Raw genomic sequence first — 16,185 nt, forward strand, 5'->3', positions numbered from 1 at the left:
GGCGCGCGGCCGGCCGCCCGCCCCGGGCTGCCGCCGCCGCTTCCGGCCCTGCCGCCCCCTGGCCCGAGTTGGCCGCTCCGCTACGAACTGCGCCGCTGGATGGGTGTCGGCACCAGCTGGTGGGCCATGGCCCTGGCGCTGCTCGCCGGCCTGGGCTCGGCCGTCGCCCTCGCCTGGGCCGGCTCCCACCCCGCCGAGCGCGTGCTCAGCGGCTGGGTGGAGCCCCTGCCCCTGCCGCCGGCCGCCATCGCGGCCGGGCTGCTGGGGGCGCTCGCCTTCGGCCAGGAGTTCCGCTACCCGGCGCTGGCCCATGCCAGTCGCCAGGTGCCACGCCGACTCTCCCTGCTCGCCGGCAAGTTGCTTGTCTCCTGTGCCGCCACACTCCTGCTCTGCGGCGCGGCGGTCGCGGTCAACGCCATCGCCCTCACCCTGCTGCTCGGCACCAGGGGCCCCACCCCCGACGCCTGGGCCGGAGCCTTCCACGGCATCGCCGCCCTCTCCGTCGGTTGCGCCTGGGCGGGACTGTTGGCGGCCGGCGTCTTCCGGTCCGCGCTGGTCGGACTGGCCGCCGTGGTCGCCGTCCCACTCGCTCTGGCCCCCGGGCTGCGCGCCCTGCTCAACAGCCCGCTCGGCCAGGATCTCCACGGGCTGCCCGAGCGCCTCACCGCCCTGACCACGCTGCCCGTGCTCTCGGCCCTGGACCGTTGGTTGACCGCCTCGGTGCGGCTTGCCGCGCAGCCCGTCGGCTGGGCCCTGGCCCTCTCCCTCGCCGTCCTGCTCTGCGGCTACACCCTGGTGAGCCTGCGCGGTGGTCGGCGCTAGGACGACGGAGGCGGCCGCGCGACCGATCGGGCGCCGCCTCGCACCTCGTGAACTCCTCAGTGTGCGCAGGGCAGTTGGCGAACGGCGGTTCGAGGAGGGCGAGATCGGGAACGCGGTCGGAACGGACGGTCGAGCGGCCGTGCCGCCCTGAGACCGATGCGCTGATGCGCTGTGCACAAGGGAGTCCATTTCCTTCCGGTTAGACGTCAATTATGCGGGAGTCGCCGATCACCCTTTCGTGTGCTTTTCACCAAAGACCTCAAGGTGCCCAGCGGGGCCGCCGACAAAGGAGGCGTGACTACCCTTGCGCACTCCATGATGACCGCCACCCGTTCCGCCGACTCCGGCCCTGCCGGCCGGCCGAGCGAGTTCGACCGCTACTCCTACGCCGAGTCCACCGGCTCGGCCCGCACCACCAACGCCCCCGCCTGGGACAGCGGGGACTCCGACATGGGCCGACTCGGTCGCCGCGCCGCCGGCAACCGGGGTCGTGGCCTGCACGGCCAACTCGTCCAGCAGCTCGGTCAGATGATCGTCTCCGGCGACCTCGGTGCCGACCGGCCGCTGGTCCCCGAGGAGATCGGCCAGCGCTTCGAGGTCTCCCGCACCGTCGTGCGCGAGTCGCTGCGCGTGCTGGAGGCCAAGGGCCTGGTGAGCGCCCGCCCCAACGTCGGCACCCGCGTCCGGCCCGTCGGCGACTGGAATCTCCTCGACCCCGACATCATCGAATGGCGCGCGTTCGGCCCCCAGCGTGAGGACCAGCGTCGCGAGCTGTGTGAGCTGCGGCTGACCATCGAGCCGCTCGCCGCGCGGCTGGCAGCCGCCGACACCGGCGACGAAGTCCAGCAGCGGCTGGGCGACATGGTGGACATCATGACCCACACCCTCGCCCAGGGCGACGCGTTGACCTTCTCCCGCGCGGACGCCGAGTTCCACGCGCTGGTCCTGCGGTCCGCCGGCAACCGGATGTTGGAGCACCTCTCCGGCATCGTCGCCTCCGCCCTCCAGGTCTCCGGCGGCGCCGCCTCGGGCTGCGAGCACCCCACCGACGCCTCGGTCGCGCTCCACCAGAGGATCGTCGACGCCATCGGCTCCGGCGAGCCGCCGGCGGCCGAGACGGCGATGCGCCAACTCCTCACCTTCTCCTCGGACGCCCCGACCGCACTGTCCGCCACCGGCGCTGACCACGTCGTTCCCGCCCCCCGCGAGCACTGAGCCACGCCTCGGCCCGGCTCGTCGAGCGCCGGGAAGGACACGCGAGGCGTACGTCGCCGGGCCCGCTGAAGGCAGGGCTCCGGCGACGCATTTGCCTTCGCCCGCTACAGTCGAGCGTGCGGTGTGACTCGGGACACGTGAAAGCTGCGTAACGCTTCGGGGAGCAGCGCGATGAACCAAGAGGTGGCAGCAGTGGTCGGAGCGTCCGGCCTCGGCTCCACCGCCACTGGCCGTCGGCACACCCCGGTCGTCGGTCGTGGCCCCGCTTCCAGCGAGCGGGCCTAAGCCGTTCCCAGAGTTTCCGAGAGGTTGTTCGTGTCGGCCAGCACTTCCCGTACTCTCCCCGCAGAGATCGCCGAGTCCAATTCTGTGATGGCGCTCATCGAACGGGGAAAGGCTGAGGGGCAGATCGCCGGCGACGATGTGCGCCGGGCCTTCGAGGCTGACCAGATCCCATCAACCCAGTGGAAGAACGTTCTGCGCAGCCTCAACCAGATCCTCGACGAGGAGGGCGTGACGCTGATGGTGAGTGCCGCCGAGGCGCCGAAGCGCACCAGGAAGAGTGTCGCCGCGAAGACGACGGCCAAGCGCACCGCGACCAAGACGGTCGCCGCGAAGACAGCGCCGGTCAAGAAGGCCACCGCGTTGGCCCCTCCTGACGACCCCGTCGCCACGGAGCCACCGGCTCCCTCCGACGGCTCGGCCGCCCCCGAGGCGGCCAGGAAGGCGCCTGCCAAGAAGGCGGCGGCGAAGAAGGCCGCCGCGAAGAAGGCTCCGGCCAAGAAGGCCGCCGCCAAGAAGGCCCCGACCAAGAAGACGGCGGCCGCCAAGAAGACCGAGCCCAAGAAGGAGCTGGTCGACGAGTTCCTTGAGGGCGAGGAGGACGGCGCCGACGAGCCGGCCGAGCGCGCCGCCCGCGCCGGCGCTCCGGCGGAGGGGCCCGAGGGCAAGCAGGAGAACGAGGGCTTCGTCCTCTCCGACGACGACGAGGACGACGCCCCGGCCCAGCAGGTGGCCGCCGCCGGCGCCACCGCCGACCCGGTCAAGGACTACCTCAAACAGATCGGCAAGGTTCCCCTGCTCAACGCCGAGCAGGAGGTCGAGCTGGCCAAGCGGATCGAGGCCGGTCTCTTCGCCGAGGACAAGCTGGCCAGCGCCGACAAGATCGCGCCAAAGCTCAAGCACGAGCTGGAGATCATCTCCGAGGACGGCCGGCGGGCCAAGAACCACCTGCTGGAGGCCAACCTCCGCCTGGTGGTCTCGCTGGCCAAGCGGTACACGGGGCGCGGAATGCTGTTCCTGGACCTGATCCAGGAGGGCAACCTCGGCCTGATCCGCGCGGTGGAGAAGTTCGACTACACCAAGGGCTACAAGTTCTCGACCTACGCGACCTGGTGGATCAGGCAGGCGATCACCCGCGCCATGGCCGACCAGGCCCGCACCATCCGCATCCCGGTGCACATGGTGGAGGTCATCAACAAGCTGGCCCGCGTGCAGCGCCAGATGCTCCAGGACCTGGGCCGCGAGCCCACCCCGGAGGAGCTGGCCAAGGAGCTGGACATGACCCCCGAGAAGGTGGTCGAGGTCCAGAAGTACGGCCGGGAGCCGATCTCGCTGCACACCCCCCTCGGTGAGGACGGGGACAGCGAGTTCGGAGACCTGATCGAGGACTCCGAGGCCGTGGTGCCGGCTGACGCGGTCAGCTTCACCCTGCTCCAGGAGCAGCTGCACTCCGTGTTGGACACGCTCAGCGAGCGGGAGGCCGGCGTGGTGTCGATGCGCTTCGGCCTGACCGACGGGCAGCCGAAGACGCTGGACGAGATCGGCAAGGTCTACGGCGTCACCCGGGAGCGCATCCGGCAGATCGAGTCCAAGACGATGTCCAAGCTGCGGCACCCCTCGCGTTCCCAGGTGCTCCGCGACTATCTGGACTGACGGACTGATGGGCTGACGCTCCGCGTACAGCTCCGGGAACGCGTCAGGGCCGGCCCCGCACCGATGCGGGGCCGGCCCTGACGCGTTCCCGGGCGGGCCGGGCGGGCGTTCCCGGCCCGGGGCGGGCGTTCCCGGACAGAGGAAACGGGCGGTCACCCCAGGTGGCTGGGGGTGACCGCCCGTCGTCCGGCCGTGCCGGACCGAGCCCGTCGGTGTGGAGACGTCAAGACGTCAGATCAGCGCTCTTCTTCCTGTGCGCTCGCGGGAGTCGCGTTGAGCTTCTCCGTCTCGTCCTGTATCTCAGCGGCGATCTTCTTGAGTTCTGGCTGGAACTTGCGGCCGTGGTGAGCGCAGAACAGCAGCTCTCCGCCGCTGATGAGGACCACGCGCAGATACGCCTGGGCGCCGCAGCGGTCGCAGCGGTCCCCGGCGGTGAGCGGGGTCGCGGGGGTCAGAACAGTAGTCACGTCGCCTCTTCTCTAGCTCGACGAGCTGTCGTACCAGGGACAACATCCAACCAGGCCGAGAACGTTCCCGCTCGCGGCTTCTCGAACGGAGGGCTCCGAGCGAGATGACCGGACGCTGCCCGGTGGCGGCGAATGTGCCGGATTGCTGTGGTGCTGGTGGTCGCTTACATATACGCGTTGTCGCGCCTTTTTGTTCCCGGCTACCTCGGTGTATCCGGAGGTCGGTATTCGTTCAGGAGGACGTGCCCGGAGCCTAGAGGGTTCATGCCCCGAAAGGAACGTGATGTACGCGTCACCCCCCAGACCCGATCGAACACGTGAACGACTGTGGGCTACCCTGATGTTCCCGGGGAGCCGCACAACGCCTCTCCTAGGCCTCGGTACCCTCTGAGCGGTACTCCGCCACATCTCAGAATTCAGCGAGGAGCGAACCGCGTGACCGCCGACACGTCCGTGCCGTCCACCGCACTGCTGACCGGGGCCGATCCGGGGGGCAACTACACCGCGCGTCACCTGCTGGTTCTTGAGGGGCTTGAGGCGGTGCGCAAGCGCCCCGGCATGTACATCGGCTCCACGGACAGCCGGGGGCTGATGCACTGCCTCTGGGAGATCATCGACAACGCCGTGGACGAGGCGCTGGGCGGCCACTGCGACCGGATCGACGTGCTGCTCCACGCGGACGGCTCGGTCGAGGTCAGGGACAACGGGCGCGGCATCCCGGTCGACACGGAGCCCAAGACGGGCCTCTCCGGCGTCGAGGTGGTCATGACCAAGCTGCACGCCGGCGGCAAGTTCGGGGGCGGCTCCTACGCCGCCTCAGGCGGCCTGCACGGCGTCGGGGCCTCCGTGGTCAACGCCCTGTCGGCGCGGCTGGACGTCGAGGTGGACCTGGCCGCCAGGACGCACTCCATCAGCTTCCGCCGGGGCACCCCGGGGATCTTCACGGAGTCGGGCCCCGACGCTCCCTTCGAGCCGGCCAGCGGGCTGCGGGTCGGCAAGAAGATCCCCAGGACCCGCACCGGTACCCGGGTGCGCTACTGGGCCGACCGGCAGATCTTCCTGCGGGACGCGCGGCTCTCCCTGGAGACGCTCCACGCCAGGGCCCGGCAGACCGCCTTCCTGGTGCCGGGGCTGACGATCGCGGTGAGCGACCAGCGGGGGATCGACGGCGCGGAGCACTCCACGGAGGTGTTCCACTACGAGGGCGGGATCGGCGAGTTCTGCGAGTATCTGGCCAACGACCGGCCGATCTGTGACGTGTTGCGACTGCGCGGCTCCGGAACGTTCAAGGAGACCGTGCCGGTGCTGGGCGACCAGGGCCACATGATCCCCACCGAGGTGCGCCGCGAGCTGGAGGTGGACGTGGCGCTCCGCTGGGGCACGGGGTACGAGAGCACGGTGCGCTCGTTCGTCAACATCATCGCCACCCCCAAGGGGGGAACGCATGTCGCCGGCTTCGAGCGGGCGCTGCGCGGCACGGTCAACGAGGTGCTGCGGTCGACCAAGCTGCTGCGGGTGGCCGAGGACGACGTGGCCAAGGACGACGTGCTGGAGGGCCTCACGGCGGTCGTGACGGTTCGGCTGGCCGAGCCGCAGTTCGAGGGGCAGACCAAGGAGGTCCTCGGTACCTCGGCGGCGGCGCGGATCGTGGCGCAGGTGGTCGCCAAGGAGCTGAAGGCGTTTCTGACCTCCGGCAAGCGGGACGCCAAGCAGCAGGCCAGGGCGGTGCTGGAGAAGGTCGTGGCGGCCGCCAGGACCCGGATCGCGGCGCGTCAGCACAAGGAGGCGCAGCGGCGCAAGACCGCCCTGGAGTCCTCCGCGCTGCCGGCCAAGCTCGCCGACTGCCGCAGCGACGACGTGGAGCGCAGCGAGCTGTTCATCGTCGAGGGGGACAGCGCGCTGGGCACGGCCAAGCTCGCCAGGAACAGCGAGTTCCAGGCGCTGCTGCCGATCCGGGGCAAGATTCTCAACGTCCAGAAGTCGTCGGTCTCCGACATGCTCAAGAACGCCGAGTGCGGAGCCATCATCCAGGTGATAGGAGCCGGGTCCGGGCGGACCTTCGACATCGACCAGGCCCGCTACGGGCGGGTGATCTTCCTGGCCGACGCGGACGTTGACGGCGCGCACATCCGCTGTCTGCTGCTCACGCTCTTCCAGCGGTACATGCGGCCGATGGTCGAGCAGGGGCGGGTCTTCTCGGCGGTGCCGCCGCTGCACCGGATCGAGCTGTCCAACCCGAAGCGCGGGCAGGAGAAGTACCACTACACCTACTCGGACAACGAACTCCGGCAGACCCTGCTGGACTTCGAGCGCCGGGGCGTCCGCTACAAGGAGTCGATCCAGCGCTACAAGGGTCTGGGCGAGATGGACGCCGACCAGCTGGCCGAGACCACGATGGACCCGCGCAAGCGCACCCTGCGGCGGATCAACATCGGCGATCTGGAGGCGGCGGAGGAGGCGTTCAGCCTGTTGATGGGGAACGAGGTGGCGCCGCGACGGGAGTTCATCGCGTCGTCCGCCGCTACCCTGGACAGGTCGCGGATCGACACCTGAGCCGGCCGGGCGCCGGGGCGCCGCCGCCGGGGGCCCGGCGGATCGCTTGGAGCGCACACGCAATTTAATTGCGCAATTTTGCGTTAGTCTTGCGGATATGACGCGACGACTTGCCCAGGTGGCGCAGAAGGTGGGAGTCAGCGAGGCCACGGTCAGCCGTGTCCTCAACGGAAAGCCGGGGGTCTCGGAGGCCACCCGGCAGGCCGTTCTCACCGCGCTCGACGTGCTCGGCTACGAGCGCCCCACCCAACTGCGCGGCGAACGCGGCCGGTTGGTCGGCCTCATCCTGCCGGAGCTACAGAACCCGATCTTTCCGGCGTTCGCCGAGGTGCTCGGCGGGGTGCTGGCCCAGCGCGGCCTCGTCCCCGTGCTGTGCACCCAGACCCCCGGCGGCATCCAGGAGACCGACTACGTCGACCTGCTGCTCCAACAGCAGGTCTCCGGCGTCGTCTTCGCCGGTGGGCACTACGCGCAGGCGGACGCGTCGCACGACCACTACCGGCTGCTGGCCGAGCGCCGGCTGCCCGTGGTGCTGATGAACGCCTCGGTGCCGGGGCTCGGTTTTCCCCGGGTCTCCTGCGACGACGCGGTCGCCGTCGAGCAGGCCTGGCGCCATCTGGCCTCGCTCGGGCACGAGCGGATCGGCCTGGTGCTGGGCCCTGCCGACCACATTCCCTCGCAGCGCAAGCTGGCCGCCGCGCGGGCCGCGGCCGAGGCGGGCGGCGGCGAGCTGCCCAGCGAGCGGGTGGCGCGGGCGATGTACACCCTGGAGGGCGGGCAGGCGGCGACCGCGACGCTGCTGGAGCGCGGCGTGACCGGGGTGATCTGTGCCAGCGACGTGATCGCGCTGGGCGCGATCAGGGCGGCGCGGCGGCGCGGTCTTTCGGTGCCCGATGACCTGTCGGTGGTGGGCTTCGACGACTCCGCCCTGATGACCAGCACCAGCCCGCCGTTGAGCACGGTGCGGCAGCCCATCGAGGCGATGGGGCGCGCGGCGGTCGAGGTGCTGGTGGCGCAGTTCGGCGGGCGCGACGTGGGCCGGGACGAGCTGCTCTTCGAACCCGAGCTGGTGGTGCGGGAGTCCACCGGGCAGGCGCCCCGGCGGGGGATCAGCGAGTAGTCGCGTTTTTGCAAACTAAGCGCAGAATATTGCGCGACGCTGCCATCGGTGGTTGAGTGTGCGGCACTTCACGACCGTGCCCACGAAGGGGTCACCGATGACACGTCGCGCATACCGGCGTACCCGCCGCTGCCTGGCCACGACCGCTGTTCTCGCTCTCACGCTGGCCGCCTGTTCCTCGGACGGCGAAGGGGGCGGCGAGGACGGCAAGGTCACCCTGCACATCAACGGTCAGCCGCCCAACACCGACGAGCGGGAACTCCGGGTGTTCCTCGCCGAGATCGAGGCGTTCGAGGCGGAGCACCCGGACATCGACATCGTTCCCCACGAGGGCTTCATGGACCCCGAGACGTTCAACACCCGGGTCGCCGGCGGCGATCTGGAGGACGTCTTCTACGTCTACTTCACCGACCCGGCCGGGATCATCGAGCAGGGCTACGCGGCGGACATCACCGACTATCTCGCGGACGTTCCCCATCTCGACCAGATACGACCGGAGTTGCACGAGGCTTTCCAGGACGAGGAGGGGCGGCAGTACGGCATCCCGACCGCCAACTACTCCATGGGCCTGCTGTACAACCGTGACCTCTTCGAGCAGGCCGGCCTCGACCCCAACGCGCCCCCGACCACCTGGGAGGAGGTCAGGGCGGCCTCGGCCGCCATCGCCGAACTCGGCGGCGGCGTCACCGGATACGGCGAGTGCGCCACCGAGAACACCGGCGGCTGGCACCTGACCACCGAGATCTACTCCGTCGGCGGCGCGGTCGCCGAGCCCGAAGGCGACGGCTGGCGCGCGGCGTTCAACACCCCGGAGACCGTGCGCCTGTTGGAGAACCTCCGCGCGATGCGCTGGGAGGACAACTCCATGGGCAGCGACCAGATGCGGTCCTGCGAGGACGTCATGGTGCAGATGGGCGCCGGCCAGCTGGGCATGTACGTGGCCGCCCCCGACAACCTGCCGACCCTGGTGCGCCAGTACGACGGCACCTACGAGAACCTCGGCCTGGCCCCCATCCCCGACCAGGGCGGCACGCTGCTCGGCGGCGAGGGCTACATGATCAACGCCGGCGCCTCCGAGGAGGAGATCGAGGCGGCCCTCACCTGGCTCCAGTGGCGCTTCGTCAACCCCGACGAGATCGAGCGCCGGATCGAGGAGGCCGCCGCCGACGAGCTGCCGGTCGGCCTGCCGATGCCGCCCACCCCGGACATCTGGGTCGAGGGCGAGATCCGCGACAGCGTCGAGGCGTTGAAGGAGCAGCACGCCAACGTGCCCGTGGAGCACGTGCGGACCTTCATGGAGGCCGCGCCCACCGTCGAGGGCCACATCGAGCCGCCGAGGGCCCAGGAGGTCTACGCGATCCTCGACAACGTGATGCAGGGCGTGTTGACGGACGAGGGCGCCGACATCCAGGGCCTGCTGGACCGCGCCGAGGACGACGTCAACCGGGTCTACGGCGCCTCCTGAGATGATCACCCCCACCGGCCGGCGGCGACGACTGGGCGAACACGTCACCGCCTACGGCTTCCTGTGCGCCGCGCTCGTGGTCTTCGCCGTCTTCGCCTGGTATCCGGCGATCCGCAACGTCGTCCTGAGCTTCCAGGAAGTGAACTTCGTCCGCGGATCGAGCTGGGTCGGGCTGGAGAACTTCAGCTACATCCTCGACGACCCGCTCTTCGCCAAGGCGTGGCGGAACAGCGCGCTCTTCACGCTGTACGCGCTGCTGCTCGGGTTCGGCGTGCCGTTCGTCACGGCGCTGTTGATCAACGAGTTCCGCCACGCCAGGGCCTACTTCCGGGTGCTGGTCTACCTCCCGGTGATGCTGCCGCCCGTGGTCGTCGCCCTGATGTGGCGGTGGTTCTACCAGCCCGAGGGCGGCCTGATCAACGAGGTCATCGGCGGCGTGGGGCTGCCCACCTCCGAGTGGACCAACTCCTCGTCCACGGCGCTGATCTCGCTGGTCATCGCCTCGACCTGGGCCAACATGGGCACCGCGACGCTGATCTACCTGGCGGCCCTCCAGACCATCCCCGGCGAGCTGTACGAGGCGGCCGAGCTGGAGGGCGCCGGCATCCTGCGGCGGATCTGGCACGTGACCATTCCGCAGACGCGGTTCGTCATCCTGATGCTGCTGCTGCTTCAGGTCATCGCCACCATGCAGGTCTTCACCGAGCCGTTCGTCATGACCGGCGGCGGGCCCGAGGACTCGACCGTCACGGTCATGCTCCTGATCTACCGCTACGCGTTCGTCTACAACAACTTCGGCGCGGCCAGCGCGATGAGTCTGCTTCTGCTGCTGGTCCTCGCCGTGTTCTCCGCCGCCTACCTGCGGGTCACCCGCAGCCAGCAGACCTGAGGGAGGCTTTCCGTTGCGCACGCTGGTACGTCCCGCCGTTCTGAAAACGCCTCGCGGTCGACTGGTCTACTGGTCCCTTTTCTCCGTCGCGATCGTCCTGTTCACCGTGGCCTTCATCATTCCGCTGTACTGGATGGTGACCGGCGGCATGAAGAGTTCCGCCGAGGTGGCCAGGAACCCGCCGACCTACATTCCCGAGGAATGGCATCCGAGCAACTACTCGGACACCTGGGACCGCCTGGAGCTGGCCCAGTACTTCGGGAACACCGTGGTGCTGATCGGCGGCGCCTGGCTGCTCGGCCTGGCCATCCAACTGCCCGCCGCCTACGCGCTCTCCAAGCTCAGGCCCAGGTTCGGCAACATCGTGCTGGGCCTGATGCTGGTGACGCTGATGGTGCCGGCGACCGCCCTGCTGATCCCGACCTACCTCACGGTCACCGACGTGCCGATCCTCGGGCTCAACCTCATCAACAACCCGGCGGCGGTCTGGCTGCCCGCCGCAGCGAACGCCTTCAACATCTATGTGTTGAAGAACTTCTTCGACCAGATACCGGACGAACTGCTCGACGCCGCGCGGATCGACGGTGCTGGTGCGTTCACCACGATGTGGCGCATCATTCTGCCGCTCTCGCGGCCGATCATCGCCGTTGTGTCGATCCTCTCGATCACCGCTCTGTGGCGCGACTTCCTCTGGCCGATGGTGGTGCTTCCCGATCCGGCGAAACAGCCGATCACCGTCTATCTCCAGCGCATCGCGGACACAACGTCGCTCAACATGCTGATCGCCGGAATGGTGCTGGCGAGCATTCCGCTCGTGGTGGTTTTCCTCATCTTCCAGCGCCATATTCTCGCCGGTCTCACGGCGGGCAGCCTCAAGGGCTGATCACGCGAAAGGAAAAACCTCCGTGCCGCACAACCCTCACGCCTGGTGGCGTTCCGCCGCCATCTACCAGGTGTATGTCCGCAGTTTCGCCGACGGCAACGGCGACGGCACCGGCGACCTCGCCGGGGTCCGTTCCCGGCTGCCCTACCTCGCCGAACTCGGCGTCGAGGCGCTGTGGTTCACGCCCTGGTATGTCTCACCCCTGGCCGACGGCGGCTACGACGTCGCGGACTACCGCGCGATCGACCCCGCCTTCGGCACCCTGGCGGAGGCGGAGAAGCTGATCGCGGAGGCCCGCGAGCTGGGCCTGCGCACGATCGTGGACGTGGTCCCCAACCACATCTCCGCCGAACACGCCTGGTTCCGGGCCGCGTTGGCCGCCCCGCCGGGCAGCCCGGAGCGGGAGCTGTTCCACTTCCGCCCCGGGCGCGGCCCCGAAGGCGCCGAGCCGCCCAACGCCTGGCGCTCGGAGTTCGGCGGCCCCGCCTGGTCCCGTACCACCAACCCGGACGGCAGCCCGGGGGATTGGTACCTGCACCTGTTCGCGCCCGGGCAGCCCGACCTCAACTGGGCGCACCCACGGGTCAGGCAGGAGCACGAGGAGATCCTGCGGTTCTGGTTCGAGCGGGGCGCCGCCGGGGTGCGGATCGACTCGGCGGCGCTGCTCGCCAAGGACCCCGAACTCCCCGACTTCGACGTGGAGCGCGGCGACGCCCACCCCTATGTGGACCGGGACGAGCTGCACGACGTCTACCGCTCCTGGCGGGCCGTCGCCGACGAGTACGACGGCGTGCTGATCGCCGAGCTGTGGCTGCCCGACGTGGAGCGCTTCGCCCGCTATCTGCGCCCCGACGAGCTGCACACGGCGTTCAACTTCGACTTCCTGTCCTGCCCCTGGGAGCCGGAGCGGCTGCGCGCCTCCATCGACGGAACGCTCGCCTCGCACGCGGGCGTCGGCGCGCCGGCCACCTGGGTGTTGGCCAACCACGACATCACCCGCACGGTCACCCGCTACGGCCGCACGGACACCAGCTTCTCGTTCGCCGCCAAGCGCTTCGGCACCCCCACCGACCTGGCGCTCGGCACCCGCAGGGCGCGGGCGGCCGCGCTGCTGACGTTGGCGCTGCCCGGCTCGGTCTACCTCTACCAGGGCGAGGAACTCGGCCTGCCGGAGGCCGAGATCCCGCGCGAGCGGATCGTGGACCCGATGCACGACAGGTCCGGCGGGATCGACCCGGGCCGGGACGGCTGCCGGGTGCCGCTGCCCTGGGCGGGCGAGGCGCCGCCCTACGGCTTCGGCGGCCCGGACACCTGGCTGCCGCAGCCGACCGACTGGGCTGGGTACACGGCCGAGGCCCAGGCCGCCGACCCCGCCTCGATGCTCTCCCTCTACCGCACGGCGCTGCGGCTGCGCCGCGCCTGGCCGGCCGCGACGGGCGACCTGACCTGGCTCGAATCCCCGCCGGGCGCCCTGGTCTTCGCCCGCGAGCACCGGCTGGTCTGCGCGGTCAACCTGGCGGCGGAGCCGTTGCCGCTGCCGCCCCACGAGACGCTCCTGCTGAGCAGCGGCCCGCTGGACGACGCGGGCCGGCTGCCGCAGGACACGGCCGTCTGGCTGCGGGTCTGAACGGACCCGCGGCCGGGCCGCCACCCCCACCCCCACAGGAAGGGAATGTCATGAGCGCACCAGACCCATCGCGTCTGCGGTGGCGCGTGGCGGGCGCGGCCTCGGCCGGCGCCCTGCTGCTCGGCGCCGTCGGGTTCACCGCGATGGCCAACGCCGACGAGGCCGACCAGCCCGCCGCGCCGGCACCCGCCGACGTCGCCCCGGCGGCCGGAGCCGAACTCCCCTTCGTCACCCAGGAGGCGGAGGCCGCCGAGCACGACGGCACGGTGATCGGCCCCGACGTCACCCAGGGCACCGTCGCCTCGGAGGCGTCCGGCCGCACCGCCGTCGAGCTGTCCGCCGGGCAGTCCGTCACGTTCACCCTGACCGAGGCGGCCAACGCGGCCACCGTCGTCTACAACGTGCCGGAGGGCGGCGAGGGTTCGCTGGCCGTCGCGGTCAACGGCGAGCAGATCGAGGAGTCCGTCCCGCTCACCTCGCGCTACCAGTACTTCGTGGCGCCCTGGATCGCCGGCTCCACCACCCACCACTTCTTCACCCACGCCCGCGTCCAGCTCGGCCAGGACCTGGCCGCCGGGGACACCGTCACGTTCACGGCCAGCGGCCAGGTCACCGTCGACACCGCCGACTTCGAGCAGGTCGCCGCGCCCGCCGAGGCACCCGCCGGCGCCCTCGACGTCACCGAACTGGGCGCCGACCCGACCGGCCAGGCCGACTCCAGCCAGGCGTTCGTGGAGGCCGTCGCCCAGGGCCGGGGCGGCGTGGTCTGGATTCCGCCGGGCACCTACCAGGTCAACCAGCCGCTCTACGTGGAGAACGTGACCATCCAGGGCGCTGGCAACTGGCACTCCGTCGTCAACAGCTCCCGCTTCATCAACCAGGGCGAGGGCCCGGGCAACGTGCACCTCAGCGACTTCGCCGTCATCGGCGACGTCACCGAGCGGGTGGACAGCGACCCGGACAACTTCGTCAACGGCAGCCTGGGCCCGGACTCCTCGGTCTCCGGCATGTGGCTCCAGCACCTCAAGGTCGGCCTCTGGATGACCGGCACCAACACCGACCTGGTGGTGGAGGACAACCGCATCGTCGACATGGCCGCCGACGGCCTCAACCTCAACGGCAACGCCGACGGCGTGCGGGTCCGGAACAACTACCTGCGCAACACCGGCGACGACTCCCTCGCCATGTGGTCGCTGCCGCAGGCCAACCGGAACTCGACCTTCGAAGGCAACACCGTCATCCAGCCCAACCTGGCCAACGGCATCGCCATCTACGGCGGCGAGAACATCACCGTCTCCAGCAACCTGGTCCAGGACACCAACGCCCTGGGCAGCGGCATCGCCATCTCCAACCAGGCGTTCATGGAGCCGTTCTTCCCGCTCGCCGGCACCATCAGCGTGGACGGCAACACCCTGGTGCGGGCCGGGGCGCTCAACCCGAACTGGGACCACCCCATGTCCGCGCTCCGCGTCGACGCCTACAACCACCCCATCCAGGCCGACGTCAACATCACCGACACCACGGTCACGGACAGCCCCTGGAGCGCGTTCCAGTTCGTCTCGGGCTCCGGCAACGGGCTGGCCACCAACCAGGTCACCATCGACGGCGCCCAGGTGGACGGCGTGGGCACCGTGGTGATCCAGGCCGAGACCACCGGCGAGGTCACCGTCCAGAACGTGACCGCCGAGAACGTGGGCGTCGCCGGCGTCTACAACTGCCCGTTCCCGACCAGCAACCCGCCGCTGACCATCAACGACGGCGGCGGCAACACCGGCCTCGACACCGAGTGGGACGACTGCGAGAGCTGGCCCCAGCCGGCCGAGTGACCTCGGTCGCGCCCCTTTCGACGGTCGGACGCCCCGGCCGGTCCCCTCGCGGACCGGCCGGGGCGCTCCGCGTCCGGAGCCGTCACCCGGGGTGCCAGCCGGGGTCTTAGGGTGAACGGTGACCTGGCGTCGAGGGACAGGAGTTGGGGCAGTGACGACCGGTGGTCGGATTCCCGTGCTGGTGCTCGCCGGTTTCCTGGGGGCCGGCAAGACCACCCTGCTCAACCATCTGCTGACCAACGCCTCGGGGCTGCGGATCGGCGCCGTGGTCAACGACTTCGGCAGCGTCCCGGTGGACGCCCTGACCGTCGCCGGCCAGGTCGACTCGATGGTCTCCTTCGGCAACGGCTGCCTGTGCTGCGCCACCGACACCGAGGAACTTGACGAGGCGCTGGCCCGGCTGGCCGACCCCGCCGCCGCCATCGACCTGATCGTGATCGAGGCCAGTGGCCTCGCCGAACCGCCCACGCTGGTGCGGATGGTACTGGCCAGCGAGCAGCCGGGCATCGTCTACGGCGGGCTGGTGCAGGTGGTGGACGCCGTCGAGCACGACGCGCTGCGGGCCAGGCAGCCGGCCACCGACCGGTACACCGCGCTGGCCGACCTGGTGGTGCTCAACAAGACCGACCTGGTGCCGGAGGAGCGACGGGCGCCGCTGCTGGCCGCGCTGCGAGACCGCGCGGGCGGCGCGCCGGTGGTGGCCGCCAGCCACGGGCGGGTCGATCCCGCGCTGCTCGTCGACGGTCCGCCGGCCGAACGGGGCGGGGGTCCGAGGCAGCTCTCGTTCGCCGACCTGCTGGCGGAGGAGCACGGTCGTCACCACCACCCGCACGCGGACTTCGAGAGCGTCACGTTCACCAGCGAACGGCCGCTGGACGGCGGGCGGTTGATGGACTTCCTGGACGCCCGCAAGGAGGGGCTCTACCGGATCAAGGGCTTTGTGCGGATCGCCGGCGGCGAGCGGTACACCGTGCACGCGGTGGGCCGCTTCCTGCGGTTCCTCCCCGACCCGCCGCCGCCCGCCGGCGCGGACGCCGATACCAGCCTGGTGCTGATCGGCACGGGCCTCGAAGCGGAGGCGCTGGTCGGGGAGTTGACGGCCTGCGTCGTGGCGGACGACGGCAACGGCGCGGAACCGGACGCGCTGTGGCGGGTGCTGCGCTTCGTGGCGCGGGACGCGGAGGAGCCTTCGGGAGGGACCGTGCCGGGCCACGAGTTCGCCGAGCCGGCGGCGAGCGGTCGTGGGGGAGCGGGAGCCTAGGTTCTTTCGTTTGGATCATCGTGCGGACCAGATGAAGATGCCTGCGATGTGGAGTCCGGCGAGGTAGATGGTTGCGGTTTTGTCGTAGCGGGTGGCGAGGCCGCGCCAGTGTTTGATGCGGT

General features: G+C 70.4%; 11 protein-coding genes and 1 pseudogene. 11 read left to right on the forward strand and 1 reads right to left on the reverse strand.

What is annotated here, in order from left to right:
• The 3 genes and pseudogenes from EBN88_RS32420 to EBN88_RS21425 form a co-directional block, all read left to right on the forward strand.
• Positions 1 to 822 (forward strand): annotated as a pseudogene (locus EBN88_RS32420) (ABC transporter ATP-binding protein); the annotation flags it as partial.
• Positions 823 to 1,062: 240 nt separating this feature from the next.
• Positions 1,063 to 2,037 (forward strand): FadR/GntR family transcriptional regulator, encoded by a 975-nt coding sequence (locus EBN88_RS21420; protein ID WP_122185542.1) that lies wholly within the window; start codon positions 1,063 to 1,065, stop codon positions 2,035 to 2,037.
• Between the two features lie 309 nt (positions 2,038 to 2,346).
• Positions 2,347 to 3,972, forward strand: coding sequence for an RNA polymerase sigma factor (locus tag EBN88_RS21425; protein WP_122185543.1), 1,626 nt, complete (start codon positions 2,347 to 2,349; stop codon positions 3,970 to 3,972).
• A gap of 236 nt (positions 3,973 to 4,208) precedes the next feature.
• On the opposite strand, the gene EBN88_RS21430 is transcribed toward EBN88_RS21425, so the two are convergent.
• A complete protein-coding gene (locus EBN88_RS21430; protein ID WP_122185544.1) occupies positions 4,209 to 4,439 on the reverse strand; it encodes a DUF7455 domain-containing protein in 231 nt (76 codons plus the stop codon).
• Between the two features lie 435 nt (positions 4,440 to 4,874).
• Here EBN88_RS21430 and EBN88_RS21435 point away from each other — a divergent pair, with 435 nt between their 5' ends.
• The 8 genes from EBN88_RS21435 (at position 4,875) to EBN88_RS21470 (ending at position 16,063) form a co-directional block, all read left to right on the forward strand.
• On the forward strand, positions 4,875 to 6,992 hold the full coding sequence (locus tag EBN88_RS21435) for a DNA gyrase/topoisomerase IV subunit B (RefSeq protein WP_122185545.1): 2,118 nt from the start codon (positions 4,875 to 4,877) through the stop codon (positions 6,990 to 6,992).
• A gap of 97 nt (positions 6,993 to 7,089) precedes the next feature.
• Positions 7,090 to 8,112, forward strand: coding sequence for a LacI family DNA-binding transcriptional regulator (locus tag EBN88_RS21440; protein WP_122185546.1), 1,023 nt, complete (start codon positions 7,090 to 7,092; stop codon positions 8,110 to 8,112).
• 97 nt (positions 8,113 to 8,209) lie between these two features.
• A complete protein-coding gene (locus EBN88_RS21445; protein WP_122185547.1) occupies positions 8,210 to 9,577 on the forward strand; it encodes an ABC transporter substrate-binding protein in 1,368 nt (455 codons plus the stop codon).
• 1 nt (position 9,578) lies between these two features.
• Complete coding sequence (locus tag EBN88_RS21450) at positions 9,579 to 10,466, forward strand: carbohydrate ABC transporter permease (RefSeq protein ID WP_122185548.1); 888 nt, start codon at positions 9,579 to 9,581, stop codon at positions 10,464 to 10,466.
• 13 nt (positions 10,467 to 10,479) lie between these two features.
• The gene (locus EBN88_RS21455) at positions 10,480 to 11,349 is read left to right on the forward strand and encodes a carbohydrate ABC transporter permease (RefSeq protein ID WP_122185549.1); all 870 of its coding nucleotides are present in this window, start codon (positions 10,480 to 10,482) and stop codon (positions 11,347 to 11,349) included.
• Between the two features lie 22 nt (positions 11,350 to 11,371).
• Positions 11,372 to 12,976 (forward strand): glycoside hydrolase family 13 protein, encoded by a 1,605-nt coding sequence (locus tag EBN88_RS21460; protein WP_122185550.1) that lies wholly within the window; start codon positions 11,372 to 11,374, stop codon positions 12,974 to 12,976.
• A gap of 50 nt (positions 12,977 to 13,026) precedes the next feature.
• Positions 13,027 to 14,802, forward strand: a complete 1,776-nt coding sequence (locus EBN88_RS21465; RefSeq protein ID WP_456114808.1) for a glycosyl hydrolase family 28-related protein — start codon at positions 13,027 to 13,029, stop codon at positions 14,800 to 14,802.
• A 151-nt stretch (positions 14,803 to 14,953) separates the two neighbouring features.
• A complete protein-coding gene (locus EBN88_RS21470) occupies positions 14,954 to 16,063 on the forward strand; it encodes a CobW family GTP-binding protein (protein WP_233580831.1) in 1,110 nt (369 codons plus the stop codon).
• Positions 16,064 to 16,185 lie beyond the last annotated feature (122 nt).

The organism is Streptomyces triticirhizae, assembly GCF_003696235.1.
GTDB classification, from domain to species: domain Bacteria; phylum Actinomycetota; class Actinomycetes; order Streptomycetales; family Streptomycetaceae; genus Streptomyces; species Streptomyces triticirhizae.